Below are 14,527 nucleotides of genomic sequence, written 5' to 3'. Positions count from 1 at the left end.
ACCTAAAATTTCAATCCTCAAAAATATCCAACTGTTCGCCCTCCGACTCTTTTTTACCATCTTTTTTAACACCTTTCCGTAGCCCGATCGCAATTTTGCTATGTTTCTCAATCTGCTTCATCACCTGTCTCGCCCTGTCAATCACCGACGGCGGCAAACCGGCCAATCTCCCCGCTTCAATCCCGTAAGATTTGTCAGCGCCTCCCGGCTGAACTTGGTGTAAAAATATGATTTGATCCGGCAACTCTTTCACTGTCACCTGATAATTTGCCACATTATCCAAAATAGAAGCTAACTCATTTAACTCGTGATAGTGAGTCGCAAAAATTGTCCGCGCCCGAATCTCAGTTGCTAAATATTCCGCCACAGACCAAGCAATCGAAAGTCCGTCAAAAGTCGCCGTTCCCCTGCCAATTTCATCTAACAAAACCAATGATTTCGGCGTCGCGTGATTGAGAATGTTGGCAGTTTCGTTCATTTCTACCATAAACGTAGACTGACCAGTTGCCAAATCATCTACTGCACCGACGCGGGTAAAAATGCGATCGCAAATTCCCAAACTCGCAGCTTTCGCCGGCACAAAACTGCCCATCTGCGCCATTAACTGGATCAAACCCACCTGCCGCAAATAACAACTCTTGCCACTAGCATTCGGGCCGGTTAAAATAATTAAATCTGGGCGGTTTAGCGATTCTTCCCGACCCAAAAAAGCAGAATTAGGTACAAAAAATCCCGGCGGCAAAGACTTTTCCACCACAGGATGACAACCTTCAATAATTTTAATTTCCCGGCTTTCTGTCATAGTCGGGCGGCAGTAATTCTGGTAAACTGCTACTTCTGCTAAACCGCACAAAACATCCGCCGCCGCCACGGCGCGGGAAACGTTGCGAATAATTTCGGCGTGTTCTCCTACCTCCGATCGCACTTTAGCAAAAATATCGTATTCCAATTGATTTAAATCTTCCCGCGCTGTCAGAATTCGCACTTCCCTTTCTTTTAATTCTTCAGTGCTATAACGTTCTTCATTGGTGAGAGTTTGCTTGCGGGTGTAGTCCTTCGGCACTTGGTCTACTTTCGATTTTGTAATGCTGATGTAATAGCCGAAAGCTTTATTGTAGCCTACTTTTAAATTAGAAATTCCGGTGCGCTTTCTCTCAGTTGCCTCTAAATTTGCAATCCATTCTTGGTCTGCTGATGCAGTTTGGCGCATTTCATCTAGCATAGGATTGATTCCCGATCGAATCAAACCTCCTTCTTTTAAATGAATCGGCGGTTCATCAACTAAATGAGCGTGAATTTTACTTGCTAATTCTTCTAAAATTGGCGGTACATTTTGCAGCGCTTTCAAATAGGGCGAGCGCCCTTGGGCTGCGATCGAGGCTAATTCCGGCAGTTTTCCCAGAGAATCAGCTAAAGCGACCAAATCCCGCGCGCTAGCTGTTCCAGAACCGGCGCGGCCTGTCAGTCTTTCGATGTCATAAATTTGGCGCAGCAACTGCTGCAAATCTTGGCGCAGGGCGTTATTTTCTACTAATTCTTGAATCGTGTCGTGTCGGGCGCAAATGCCTTTAATGTTGAGCAAAGGTTGCAGCACCCAGCGGCGCAAAGCGCGGCCTCCCATTGCGGTGCTGGTTTTGTCTATAGCCCACAGCAGCGAACCGTGAAAAACCCCATCTCTCACTGTTTGAGTAATTTCGAGATTGCGGCGGGTTTGGTAGTCGAGTATGAGAAAATCGGTGAGAGTGTAAGTGTGCAATCTTTGCAAAGAAACTGCTTTTTCCTTTTGAGTTTCTTCGATATATTGCAGCAAACCGCCGGCGGCGCGCACTGCGAGGGAAAGGTGGCCGCATCCCATACCTTCGAGCGATCGCACTTTGAACTTTTGCAGGATTCTCTGTTTTGCTTCGGACAAACTAAACGGAATTTGCGATCGCAAAGAATAGCAAAACGAATTCGGCAAACAATCGGGCAAATGCTCGGATTTCTCTCCGGGCCTCAACATAGTCACCAAATCCGGCGCATTAGTCGGTACCAAAACTTCCGAAGGCTGCAAGCGCAGCAATTCTAGGGTTAATTGTTCTAAACTGTCTGCTTGGGTAGTGACGAATTCTCCCGTAGAAATATCTGTATAAGCCAATCCCCAATGTTCTCCAGCGATGACGACTGCTGCTAAAAAATTATTTTGTCGGGGTTTGAGCATTCCGTCATCAGTCAAAGTTCCGGGAGTGAGAATGCGGGTAATTTCTCGCTTCACTTGGCGGCCTTCTTTGGCTGCAATCGAAGCATCTTCTACTTGGTCGCAAACTACCACAGCATAGCCTTTTTCTACTAACATTGAAGTGTAGCGATCGAGGGCGTGGTGCGGCACTCCTGTCATCGGCACTCTGCCGATTTCTTTGCCGCTTTCTTTGCTAGTACAAACAAGTTCTAATTCGCGCGAAATCGTAACTGCATCTTGGAAAAAACACTCAAAGAAATCTCCGACTCGAAACAATAAAAGTGCATGGGGATACTGTTCTTTCACTTCCACATACCGCTGCATCATCGGAGTTAGCTTGGTGAATTCTAGTAGGCGGTGGTCGGCATTGCGGATGTTGGGTTGATTGGGGTCTGTTGGGGTAGATGCAGTGTAAGGCATAAAAGGCGATCGATAAATTTTAATCTTTAACAACTTTAGCGCAAGCTCGGCTTTTAGCTATAACTAATATACAATATTTGACGATTAATCCTCCTTAAGCAGGGTGCGTGATTGTCAATATTGGTGAAGAGTGTTGAGCTATACAAAAGTCACGCACCCTACTTAATAATCGATAAACTTGCTTTTAGTTGAGAATTTTTATGTCGCTACTTATCTAATGTGAGTCCAAGCAGCCGCTACAGTGAGACTTAGGGCGGATATTTTATCTATTGTGAGAGGATAGGGATCGGCGAGTCACAAAAGCAAACTCATCCATCTCCTTATTAACTGTTATAGCAGATGTTGAAAGCCTTTCAAGTTCGCTCACCGTAAAAAGAAAGAAGAAGCAATCTTCCGCAATGATTTCAGCAATTAGGAACGTCTTAACCGTCGAGCGTGCTTGCTATAAAGGTTGGGCGTTAACACAATAAGGTCAAAGTTTCCGCATTTTAGGGGCATAAACTTTACATTTTTGTTATTTAAAACAGCCGAAAGATAGATTTTTAAATTATACCTCGGATAGAGAGATAAAATATTTTATATGCTTAGAATTAAAAACATCGAAGCGAGTAATTTATCGGCTTAGTAAAGGTAAGATTTAGAATCAAAAATCTGCTAGCTAGTAGTTAAATAGAGGAAAAAAAATAATGAAAGCTCTTTGCTGGCACGGAGCAAATGATGTGCGAGTTGATAATGTACCAGACCCAGCAATTATCAATCCGCGCGATGCGATAGTTAAAATCACGTCTACAGCAATCTGCGGCTCTGATTTGCACCTCTACAATGGCTTCATCCCGACAATGCAATCGGGCGATATCATGGGGCACGAATTCATGGGGGAAGTAGTCGAACTCGGCAGCGAAGTCAAGAACTTAAAAAAGGGCGATCGCGTCGTGATTCCTTTTACTATTTCTTGCGGCAGTTGCTTCTTTTGCAACCGCGATTTGTGGTCGCTGTGCGACAACTCCAACCCCAATGCTGGGCTGGCTGAAAAAATGTTCGGTCATTCCCCCGCTGGACTTTTTGGCTACTCGCATTTAACAGGCGGTTATGCAGGCGGTCAAGCAGAATACGCGCGAGTTCCGTTTGCAGATGTTGGCCCTTTAAAAATTCCCGACGGACTTTCTGACGAACAAGTATTGTTCCTCACCGATATCTTTCCTACCGGTTACATGGCGGCCGAAAACTGCGATATTCAGCCGGGGGATACAGTAGCTGTTTGGGGATGCGGGCCGGTCGGACAGTTTGCGATCAGAAGCGCGTTTATGCTGGGGGCCGATCGAGTAATTGCGATCGACCGCGTACCGGAACGCTTGCAAATGGCGGCCGCGGCCAAAGCTGAAATCATCAATTATGAAGAAATGGACGCCGGGGAAGCCGTCACCGAAATGACGGGGGGACGCGGGCCCGACTCTTGCATCGACGCGGTGGGAATGGAAGCCCACGGCACCGGTCTCGACGCTTTGTACGACAAAGCCAAGCAAGCCGTGCGGTTAGAGAGCGATCGACCTACGGCCCTGCGACAAGTGATCCTCGCCTGTCGCAAGGGGGGTACAGTGTCAATTCCCGGCGTTTACGGCGGCTTCGTTGACAAAGTGCCTTTAGGTGCAGCTTTCAACAAAGGCTTGACCCTGAAAATGGGACAAACGCACGTTCACCGCTATTTGCGGCCTTTGCTCGATCGCGTTCAAAAAGGCGAAATTGACCCGTCATTCGTAATTACGCACCGAATGAAATTGGATGAAGCGCCCCACGCTTACGAGATTTTCAAAAACAAAAAAGACAACTGCATCAAAGTTGTCCTCAAACCCTAACTCGCATTTACCCTTCAAGGAGAAACTATGCTTTTACAAGAAAAAGAATCAGGCGACTTGATTGAAATCCTCGATGTAGATGCTTTAATCAGCCCTACAAAACAAGAAGTGTCGGGAAAAAATCAAGCTGGTCAAGAAGAGCAAGAGAAAGCAACTTTTCCAAAAAGTAATTTAGTCTTTCCTTCCGGTGAAAATCTGCCGCGCTGCTGGACTGAGGAAAATTATCAAACTCATTGATATCAAGGGAAACCCCAAACCTAATATCCAGAACCCCGACTTCTTTAAGAAGTCGGGGCTCTAACAGTTTGAGGTAAAAAGGGAGATTAATTGTTAACGATCCACTCGACTTGATGGGCTTCTGTGATGTCTGGAATATCCAGCCGCGCAGCTAATTTGCGAATGACTGCTTGCGGTAGTGTTGCTGTGCGCGATCGATTCCGCTGCAATATTTCTTCTACAGGTACTTCTAGATAAACAATGCGAACTCGCGCTTGATAAGCAGCAAAAAAATTAATTAATTGCTGCCGCATTTGTTTAGTTGTATTCGTGGCGTTCCACACAAAAGAACGCCCCTCATTCATGTATTCGCGCGCTCTTTGTTTGGCGGCTGTCACCACATTTCCTGGGGTTTCGTCTGGAGGGACATTCATCTCTTTTCGCAGTGCATCCAGCGAGATTACTGGCAAATCTGGGAGATTTTTCCGAATCCAATAATCTTTACCGCTTCCTGGCAAGCCCGACATCAAAATTACTTCGCATTTAGTGTCGTCAAATGCTTCGTAATCCGGGTTTCCGTTCTCTTTGCGGAAGTAGATAAATCGGCTGTGTGCTGAGGGGAATTGTCGGGGAGAATCCAAACAATTATTTTCTTGACAAAACTCCCGAAATAGTTCTATTTTATCGAGTAATTCTTGTTTGTCGGCGCAGTGGCGGCCGCGCACGTCTGCTTCGGCTAAAAGTGCGAGGAAATCGCAGCGGACAACTTGACTCACTTTAATTACAGACTGCTGCGGGTTGGGTTTGTCGATCAGCCAGATGGGTAAACTGCCGAATTGGACGATCGCCACCACGGTTTCCCGAATCTCAAACTGCACAGGCGGCTCGAATTGAGATAAAATTTGTCTAACCATTCTCGCACCTTGGCGGGCGTGACCTTTTGAGCTAATTCTGCCATCGGCTTCGATTTTTGTAAAGGTTGGTTTGGCGACATCGTGCAGCAAAGCGGCCGCAAAAAGTATCGATCGTTCTTGCACGGGTAATTGCCGCCAATTTGGGGAAGATATTAATGCTTCGCAGACCATTTTGGTATGAATTAAAACGTCTCCTTCGGCGTGATAAATCGGGTCTTGCTGACATCCTTTTAAGTTTTGAATCCAATCGAAATGATTTTGAATGCTGTCCCAATCCAGGAACCAATCGGGCGGTTCGGGACAAAAGGGAAAAGTCCAAGTTGCCGAGGGCGATAACAGTGCATTCATAACTTTACTTGTTGGATCTGACTGAACAACTCATCAGTCCTATTGAAGAGGACTTTAGCTTTGAGTCAGGGGTTTAAACCCCTGCCGGACTTCGGGAAAGAGCGTGGAAATTTGACGCCAATGGTCGGCAGTTTTTACTTTACTCACATTTTGCACCATTCTCAATTACTTGTTTAGGAACAGGCAAGATGCCTGTTCCACAAGAAAATTCATTCTTTGTGGAACGGGCATCTTGCCCGTTCTTGACAATGGTGCAAGATATCAGTTTACAAACTAAAATTAAATAAATCTGCGCCGGGACGCAGAATATTGGGTATAATAGGGCGATTGAGCCAATGTCCTTCCGCATTCTTAATAGCCGTTAAAAAGCTGGCACGCACGTATTTGTAACGCGCCTTTACTATGCCATCTTCTTCGACTTTAAGGTACAGCCCCTCCATGCGATCACTCTTGTCAGTCTCTTTCAAACATCGTTCTTCATCTAATCCCAATTCCCGGCAGTATAAACGCAACCGATCCAAATGTCCCGGCTGAATAAAATTAGATTTTTCCAGAAACTGCATCATTTGCTTGGGCGATTTCAGCACTCCCGAAAACAGCACGGGAACTGACACTAACGGCAGTCCGCTTAACAACTTGCGGCGGGATTCTGTACTCAAAAATTGATTTGTTTCTAAGTCCAGCACGTCGTATTCCATAAAATAGTGCGGCAAAAAATCATAAAAAACAGTGTGTTTCGCATAAAGCCATTCGCCGTAAAGAATGTAGCGAGTTCCCAGCACTTCTCCCAGCACACCGCTGAGACTGAAAGCCCACTGTTTGAATAAGTTAAAATGTTTTTCCCTCGGCCCACCGGTGAGATAGTGGCCGCGACTTTGCAGCAGCATTTGCCCGTCTGGTGCGAAGCTGATGCCTGTATTAGCGCCGTCTACCTTTTCTTCTATAATTACAGGGCGATCGCTCAAAACGCTAAATGGCACGCTGTCGAGGTCTTCATCACCCGGTTGCAAACGCGAACCTTCGATGTGATAAGTTCTAGGATATTTAACAATTTTGCTCATCAGCCAATCCATTTTAGATTTGAGAGGCAACCCCATCCATTTTAGATTTTAATTTTATATTTTAGACTTTAGAGGCAACCGAATCTATTTAACCATTATAATGAAATTATCACAAAGGAGCGTGTATTTTGAAAAGTCAAAGTTTCCAGAGCATATCATCAGCACTCGCAGGAATTCTATTAGTAGGCGCTCTACTCCTCGGATTAAACTCTTTTGTCGTCATCAATCCAGGCGAAGCAGGGGTGGTTAGCGTTTTAGGAAAAGCCACAGATGGAGCATTGTTAGAGGGGTTTCACCTCAGACCCCCGCTGATCTCCAAGGTAGATGTGTACGATGTAACAGTGCAAAAATTTGAAGTTCCCGCCCAGAGTGCTACTAAAGACCTTCAGGATTTAAATGCTAGTTTTGCGATTAACTTTCGCCTCGATCCTGCGAGAATAGTTGATGTCCGAAGGACTCAAGGAACATTGGAGAATATAGTCTCAAAAATAATTGCTCCTCAGACGCAAGAAGCATTTAAAACAGCCGCTGCACTGAGAACCGCCGAACAATCTATTACTCAAAGAAGTGAACTGAAGCGAGACTTTGATACTGCGCTGAAGGAAAGGCTATCAAAGTATGATGTAATCGTACTCGATACGAGCGTTGTTAATATTCGATTCTCCACAGATTTTGCGAAAGCGGTTGAGGAGAAACAGGTTGCTGAACAGCGGGCGCAAAGGGCTGTTTATGTGGCTCAAGAAGCAGAACAACAGGCTCAAGCTGACATTAACCGCGCTCAAGGTAGGGCGGAAGCTCAAAGACTTTTGGCTGAAACTTTGAAGGCTCAAGGCGGCGATTTAGTGCTGCAAAAAGAGGCGATCGAAGCTTGGAGAAGCGGCGGCGCTCAGATGCCAAAAGTGCTGGTGATGGGCGCAGGTTCGAGTCGGGTTCCTTTCATTTTTAATATGAACGATATTCAGGAAGAACCCGATCGCCCGCAAGTGACCAACAATTAAAATATGACAGAGGGTAACAAACTCGGTGTCTCCGAAAATATTGGCTTTGCTAACCAGAAATATCGCAATAAACCGGGTTTCCTCAGAAAGCGCACATAAGTCCTATGAGAGTTGCGGGAATATGCTACACTTCTGAAAGCCACAATATAACGACAGTTTGAAACCTGTCGTTATAAAAGCGAAGTCCGCAATTAACACGCAGGCAACACACTCATTTTAGGAAGCCAGGAGAAATCATGACCCGCGCTATTATGGAAACCGACAAAGGCACAATCAATTTGGAATTGTTCGATGCGGATGCGCCTAACACAGTGAAGAATTTTGTTGACTTGGCGGAAAAAGGTTTTTACGATGGATTGGCTTTTCACCGAGTCATTCCTAACTTTATGATTCAAGGTGGCTGTCCAAAAGGCAATGGAACGGGCGGCCCCGGCTACAAAATCAAGTGCGAAATCAACTCCAACAAACATTTGGCAGGAACTTTATCGATGGCTCACGCAGGCCGCGATACGGGTGGCAGCCAATTCTTTATTTGCCATTCTCCCCAGTCTCATCTAGATGGAGTTCACACAACTTTTGGCAAAACTGAGGATATGTCTGTCGTCAATGCTATCCGCCAAGGTGACAAGATTATCTCGCTGAAAATTGAGCATTAATTTCCAGTAATTAGTTGTGTTTGCAATAAGGACTTTATTCCTTAGTGCAAACACAACTTGTGAAAGTTAAGAGTTTTAAAATCTACAATTTATGACCAATAATTTCTTGATGGTACAAGCCCCCGGATTTATCTGTGGAATCAATCCAAAATCCAAAATCCTTGCATCCTCAAGCCCCCGGATTTATCCGTGGTGTCAATCTAAAATCTAAAATCTAAAATCTAAAATCTAAAATCTAAAATCGAATGACTGTTATCAATGATTCTGCTGTGGTGGCTGAGTTAACTGAACTATATTTAAAATACGAAAAAGCTCTTTGTACGAATGATATTGAAACTCTCGATAATTTGTTCTGGGATGCGCCGGAAGTCGTGCGGTTTGGGGTGACGGAGAACCTGTACGGGAGCGATGAGGTGAGGGCTTTTCGCAAAGGGCGATCGCCTGTAAATGTCGATCGAGAAATGTTCAACCTCAAAGTCGTGACTTTCGATGCAGACACGGCGGCTGTGACGCTGGAATTTCGCCGTGTAATGGATGGAGTGGTGCGACTGGGGCGGCAGAGTCAGATGTGGCGGAAGTTTCCTCAAGGGTGGAAGATTGTTTCCGCTCACGTTTCTTTGTTGCCGGTGTAGATGTTATGTCATTTCCGTTGAATTTCCCGTAATGAAATTCTGTCGATCGGGCTGGGCGGGTTTATAGATATTATGGATGTGAATTACAGATTGTTTGTGAAACCCGCCACTACAACTATTGTGGTTAATTTACCTGACAGGATATTCCAGGTAAGAAAACAATATATTCAAATGTAAAATTACTATTTTAATTTGATTATTGTTGAGCCATGTAATTCGGCATATATTCTTTTTTTCCTTTACTATTAGTACCTCTTCTTTTTGGTCACTCCCCTTCCCTAATACAGCTCATATTTGAGCAAAGTACACGGAATCGATCCATTAAAAACCGGAATACGCCGCGATGTCCTGAGTCCCACCTTTTTACCCAACTCTTTATTTCCTGTCAAAATAAACGCATTCCAACCTTTAAAACGATTCTTGAAAATATCCCCCAACATCTTGTACAAATCTCCTAATTCGCTAGCATCTCCCAGGCGCTCTCCGTAGGGAGGATTGCAAATCAGAACGCCTCTGTCTGCGGGTGCTTCCAACTGAGATAATTCGGTTTGAGCAAACTGAATCTTACCGGAAATACCGGCTTGCTGCGCGTTCGTGCGAGCTTGAGTTAACATATCGGAATCGCGATCGCACCCTGCAATCACCTCTTTCAGTTCCGGTAACTCACTATTTTCAGCTTCGGCCCACAATTTATCCCACAAAGGTTCGTCAAAATCGCGCCAACTCATAAATCCAAACTTTTCTCTAAACAATCCCGGTGCAATATTCAAGCCCTTTAAAGTCGCTTCCAAAGGCAAAGTTCCAGAACCGCACATCGGGTCTAAAAACGGCAAATCTGGCGTCCATTCTGCCATCTCCAACAAAGCCGCCGCTAGGGTTTCTTTGAGGGGAGCAAGCCCCATCGCCGGTCGATATCCCCGGCGGTGCAAACTGCCGCCAGAACTGTCTAAACTTAAAATAGCTCTATCTTGATGAATGTGAAGGTTAATTTGCAAATCGGGATGCTCTACATCGACATTAGAACGCTTGTTAAATTGAAGGCGCTGTTGGTCGGCGATCGCATTTTTGACCTGCAAAGCTGTAAAGTGAGTGTGGTTCAACTTTTCGTTGCCGCCGGTGCAGTTTACTGCTAAAGTATTTTCGGGATATAAGTATTCGTCCCAGGGGATTTTCTGCACTTCGCGGTAGAGCATATCCGAGTTGTAACACCGGAATTCGGCGATCGGCATTAGCACTCGAAAAATTGTTCTAGACCAAAGATTGACGCGGTACAATAAAGCGCGATCGCCCGCAAAGTAAACCCCAGTAAAATCTGGCTGGACATCCTGGGCCCCCAAACGTTCTAATTCTTGGGCGGCAATACTTTCTAAACCGCGCGCAACTGTAGCAAAATATTGATTCATTGAGAATTGGTAATTGGGAATTGGTTTTTATCGATCGCCCTAAATTATATCAAATCCGGTACCATCGGAATTGTAAAATCGAGTCAACAGTCAACAATCACGGAAGTTGCAACCGAAATTGCTCTAATTCATCTGCGTTAATCTGTGTTTATCTGCCCTCATCTGCGGTTTAAAAAAGAGAATGTATTAACCGCAGATGACAATGGATGGACGCGGATTTACGCAGATAAAGAGAAGAGAGATATGAATAATTCAGACTCCTCCGGGTGGGTTTCCGCACACCTCACCGCTGCAACTCACAAACTGTCAGTAATACTCGTGAAATTAAAAGCTTTCACGCGCACTCCGGGCACGACACTACCGCCGTAACGCTTCACCGCACTAACTGCATCCACATCGCGCAACATATCAGGTAAAACTTGATTGAAACGCAGGTTTTTAATCGGGTAAGCAATTTTGCCATCCTCAATCCAAAAAGTACCGTCGCGAGTCATTCCCGTTACTTCCAATGTTTTCGGATTGACGTAGCGCACGTACCAAGCTCGACTGACAAAAATTCCTCGCTCGGTTTGAGCAATTAAATCTGCTAAACTTTGGTCGGAACCTGTCATTACGATCGGGTAATAAGCACCTTTTGCCTCTTTGCCTTTTTGTGCGGCCCAGTAGCGGGAATAAGACAAACTTTGAGGCACGCCATCTTTGATGATTTCCAAATAGTTATTGCTCAATCCGTCGCCGAAAAAAGTATTCGATCGCAGCAAAGGATGAGCCGGATCGCGCTGCACTTGCACTAACGGGCTAAAAAGTTGTTCTCCCGCGCGGTTTCCCGCTGGTTTTCCCTCTGCATCGGCGATCGACATAAACGATCGCCCCTCATCCGCCGCCCTCGCATCCAGCCCCCAAATCACCCACGGTAGCAAGCCCGCAAAAGCAGCGCCGTCAAAGATTACCGGATAAACGCCCGGAGTGATGGGGCGCGGGTTGCGGGATGCGATCGCCCGATCGAGCACTTGTTCTGCTAATTGGGCGATCGGCAATTCGTTGATACTCCAAGCAGTGCTCTGAGCCCAACTAGAACCGTCTTCAATGCGAGCAGTAAAGCTGAAATCCGCCTCTGTAGACTGGTTACAGGCGCGGAGTCCGGTTGACGAGGCGATCGCGTACAGCGACGCCTCAGTGCTCAAAGTGCCCGAACCATGAGCGCCCCCCTGGGAGGATCTGGCGCACGCTTGCTGCACCATTTCGGCCCGCGCTAGAGGCGATACAGTTGCCGTTGCTGCGTCGAATGCGGGCGATCGCAAATCGTAGGTTTGAGGCGGCAGCAGCGGCATCCATTCGGGGTCTGCCGGCGCAATTCTGGCCAATTCTTCCGATCGCTTGACTGCGGAGGCGATCGCATCTTCATCAAATTCTGTAACAGCAGCAGAGGCGCTTTTGTTACCGAAATAGCTAGTAATGCTCAGGCTAAATACAGTTTTGCTGATATTTTGGCTGATTTGATTTTCCGAGAATCTCGAAAGAGATTCCTCGCCAGTAGAGAGACTTACAAATACTTCCTCTGCTTTGGATAGTTTGACTGCTTTTTCTAGTAAAGATAAGGCTTGGTCTTCACTTAAATTTGCGGGCGATGTTGTTACGAGCATAAGCTAAAGTCGCGAAAGATTTGTTGTATTTAAAAATAGGTTTAGCCGCAATAATACGGTTAACTCGCCTGTACTAAAGAGCGTACTGCTAACACTTCATCTGCTCGCAGAGGTTCCACATCTGAAGGAGAAACAGCCACAACTAAAATCGATTCTCCTAAAGCATTAAATATTTCTAGAACGCAGCCATCATCTTCGCCTTCCCTTGGATGAGGTACGCGATCGACTAGCATGGCTACATCACCTTTTTTTAGCTGATATAGCGGCATATCCCGACACAATGCTACACGCTGGTAAAGTTCAAGTTTCACGTCGAGACTCCTTTTTGGGTTTGAGAGTAAGCTGTCGGGCATCTAAGTTGTCAGTCCGGGACGCAATTGTCATAATTAGTAAGGTGCGTCGCTGCGATATTTTAGATTTTTTTGAGGATTTTTGATGGCGACGCACCCTACAGCTCCTTTATAATTCTCACTTTAAAAACCTACAATCTCATTAAGAATTTCCCCCTATTTGAATATCCCTCACTCGCACCGGCACACAAGCATGAGTCATCTGAGCAACCTGCATCGGCTCGCCCTTTCCGCACATATTAGTACCGCACTGAACCAGCTCCGAAGCTGGCCCGATCGCATCTATTTGATTCCAGAAATCAGTAGTCATCGCCTGATAAGTTACATCCTTCAACATACCGACAACTTTACCTTTTTCCACCTTCCAAAAAGCATCGCCGCCGAATTGAAAATTGCGCCGCTGCTGGTCAATCGAATAACTACCTATACCGTCGATTAAAATCCCGTCTTCCGTATCCGCAATCATCTCTGCCAAAGTAGCAGTATGGCTGCCGCCATCCGGGCCCGGCTCCAATCCCAAATTGGGAATTCTCACCATCGGCACGCTCGACCAACTGTCAGCGTAAGCAGAACCGTTGCTGCTACCCCGTCCGAGGCGATAAGCCGTCTCTCTGTCAGTGAGATAATCAACTAAAATTCCATCTTTGACAACGTACCAATCTTGTGATTTTACGCCCTCATCATCGTAACCCATTGTACCGCGGCCACCCGGTTGAGTGCGATCGCACTTAAAATTCACCCAAGGTGCAGCGTATTGCAGTTTATTTAACTTATCAGTAGTAGCAAAGCTAGTGCCAGCAAAATTAGATTCGTAACCGTAAACCCGGTCTAATTCAGTTGGATGTCCTACCGATTCGTGGATTGTCAAAAACAAATTTGTCGGCTTAAGAATCAGGGATTTGCAAATACCAGCAGGGATTTTGGGAGCGCGCACTTTCTCAATAGCTTCGGCGGCAACTCTTTCGACTTGACTCAACAAATCATCGGGATTAATATGTTCGTAACCGATATTCAGCGGCGGGCGATCGTAACTGCGACTTTGGGCATCGCCGCCCGCAATTGCCGTACAGTCAAAACCCGGATAGCTGCGGTAGATTGTTTGTTCGATTAGCGAGCCTTCTGTGGAAGCAAAAACCTTGTCTTCGCGGCTGGACTGCAAAAAAGAAGAAGCTTTTTTGATGCCTTGTGCGCCGTGTGCTAGCAGTTGCTCGTTGATAGTTAGCAGCAGTTCAGCTTTCTCACCAACGGGTACAGAAAAAGGGTCAATGGCGATGGGAGTAATGTAGGTATCAACATATTTTTCGACAGGCACTAACCGCACCGGTTCCTTCTGAGTTAAGCGACTGCCTTTAGCGATTTCTACAGCCAAAGCGACTATTCTGGCAACCTCTGCCGGTGTTTTGCTGTGACTGGCGGCAAACCCCCAAGCGCCGTCTAGAAGGACTCGCACGCCAAAACCGGAACTTACATTATCTGACAGTTGACTTAAAGATCGATCGCGCGCGTAAAGATTCTGCCTTCGGTAACTGCAAAAACGCACATCACCGTACTCGCAACCTGTTTTCCGAATCAAATCTACAGCCAAATTTGCTAACTCGTTAGCAGAGATTTTTGCAGTTAATTGCACCATAGTTATTCGTCATTCGTCGTTAGTTGTCAATTATTATAGCGCTTTTCAATTTTTTGAACCCTTTTCAATAAGCTTTCTCTGGGCGGGCAGGATGCCCACCCCCTACTCCCCACAATAAATTCACTCTTTGTGGAACAGGCATCTTGCCTGTTCTTAAAAATAGTACAAAGAGTGAGTTTAATCGC

Annotated in this window: 12 protein-coding genes; 5 read left to right on the top strand and 7 right to left on the bottom strand. The window is 45.9% G+C overall.

The window, feature by feature from the left end:
• Positions 1 to 10 precede the first annotated feature (10 nt).
• Complete coding sequence (mutS, locus tag QUB26_RS04010; RefSeq protein WP_333239055.1) at positions 11 to 2,638, bottom strand: DNA mismatch repair protein MutS; 2,628 nt, start codon at positions 2,636 to 2,638, stop codon at positions 11 to 13.
• 686 nt (positions 2,639 to 3,324) lie between these two features.
• Here mutS and QUB26_RS04005 point away from each other — a divergent pair.
• Positions 3,325 to 4,491 carry a zinc-dependent alcohol dehydrogenase gene (locus QUB26_RS04005; RefSeq protein ID WP_333238914.1) on the top strand — a complete coding sequence of 389 codons (1,167 nt, stop codon included), beginning with the start codon at positions 3,325 to 3,327 and terminating at the stop codon, positions 4,489 to 4,491.
• A 27-nt stretch (positions 4,492 to 4,518) separates the two neighbouring features.
• Entirely contained in the window at positions 4,519 to 4,728 is a 210-nt protein-coding gene (locus tag QUB26_RS04000) for an acetyltransferase (protein WP_333057082.1), read from the top strand.
• A gap of 86 nt (positions 4,729 to 4,814) precedes the next feature.
• On the opposite strand, the gene QUB26_RS03995 is transcribed toward QUB26_RS04000, so the two are convergent.
• Together QUB26_RS03995 and QUB26_RS03990 are read right to left on the bottom strand one after the other, a co-directional pair.
• Positions 4,815 to 5,969 (bottom strand): AAA family ATPase, encoded by a 1,155-nt coding sequence (locus tag QUB26_RS03995; protein ID WP_333316870.1) that lies wholly within the window; start codon positions 5,967 to 5,969, stop codon positions 4,815 to 4,817.
• Between the two features lie 266 nt (positions 5,970 to 6,235).
• Positions 6,236 to 7,030 carry an RNA ligase family protein gene (locus QUB26_RS03990; RefSeq protein WP_333238910.1) on the bottom strand — a complete coding sequence of 265 codons (795 nt, stop codon included), beginning with the start codon at positions 7,028 to 7,030 and terminating at the stop codon, positions 6,236 to 6,238.
• A gap of 128 nt (positions 7,031 to 7,158) precedes the next feature.
• Here QUB26_RS03990 and QUB26_RS03985 point away from each other — a divergent pair, with 128 nt between their 5' ends.
• From QUB26_RS03985 to hpxZ, 3 genes are all read left to right on the top strand, one after another.
• Positions 7,159 to 8,028: a prohibitin family protein gene (locus QUB26_RS03985; protein WP_333238908.1), complete on the top strand. Its 870-nt coding sequence runs from the start codon at positions 7,159 to 7,161 to the stop codon at positions 8,026 to 8,028.
• 236 nt (positions 8,029 to 8,264) lie between these two features.
• Positions 8,265 to 8,684, top strand: coding sequence for a peptidylprolyl isomerase (locus QUB26_RS03980; RefSeq protein WP_333024554.1), 420 nt, complete (start codon positions 8,265 to 8,267; stop codon positions 8,682 to 8,684).
• A 245-nt stretch (positions 8,685 to 8,929) separates the two neighbouring features.
• A complete protein-coding gene (gene hpxZ / locus QUB26_RS03975) occupies positions 8,930 to 9,316 on the top strand; it encodes an oxalurate catabolism protein HpxZ (RefSeq protein ID WP_333238906.1) in 387 nt (128 codons plus the stop codon).
• 278 nt (positions 9,317 to 9,594) lie between these two features.
• Here the strand turns inward: hpxZ and QUB26_RS03970 are convergent, their stop codons facing one another.
• The 4 genes from QUB26_RS03970 to QUB26_RS03955 all read right to left on the bottom strand — a co-directional run bounded on the left by QUB26_RS03970 (position 9,595) and on the right by QUB26_RS03955 (position 14,342).
• The gene (locus QUB26_RS03970; RefSeq protein ID WP_333238904.1) at positions 9,595 to 10,719 is read right to left on the bottom strand and encodes a THUMP domain-containing protein; all 1,125 of its coding nucleotides are present in this window, start codon (positions 10,717 to 10,719) and stop codon (positions 9,595 to 9,597) included.
• Between the two features lie 296 nt (positions 10,720 to 11,015).
• Complete coding sequence (locus tag QUB26_RS03965) at positions 11,016 to 12,362, bottom strand: TldD/PmbA family protein (protein ID WP_333238902.1); 1,347 nt, start codon at positions 12,360 to 12,362, stop codon at positions 11,016 to 11,018.
• A 59-nt stretch (positions 12,363 to 12,421) separates the two neighbouring features.
• A complete protein-coding gene (locus QUB26_RS03960; RefSeq protein WP_333144873.1) occupies positions 12,422 to 12,673 on the bottom strand; it encodes a DUF4926 domain-containing protein in 252 nt (83 codons plus the stop codon).
• Between the two features lie 181 nt (positions 12,674 to 12,854).
• A complete protein-coding gene (locus QUB26_RS03955; protein WP_333238900.1) occupies positions 12,855 to 14,342 on the bottom strand; it encodes a TldD/PmbA family protein in 1,488 nt (495 codons plus the stop codon).
• Between the last annotated feature and the right edge of the window lie 185 nt (positions 14,343 to 14,527).

The organism is Microcoleus sp. B4-C1 (genome assembly GCF_036705285.1).
In the GTDB taxonomy this organism is placed as follows: Bacteria; Cyanobacteriota; Cyanobacteriia; order Cyanobacteriales; family Microcoleaceae; genus Microcoleus.
Note: the sequence above shows the minus strand (reverse complement) of the source record. Positions and strands in the feature narration are given on the sequence as shown.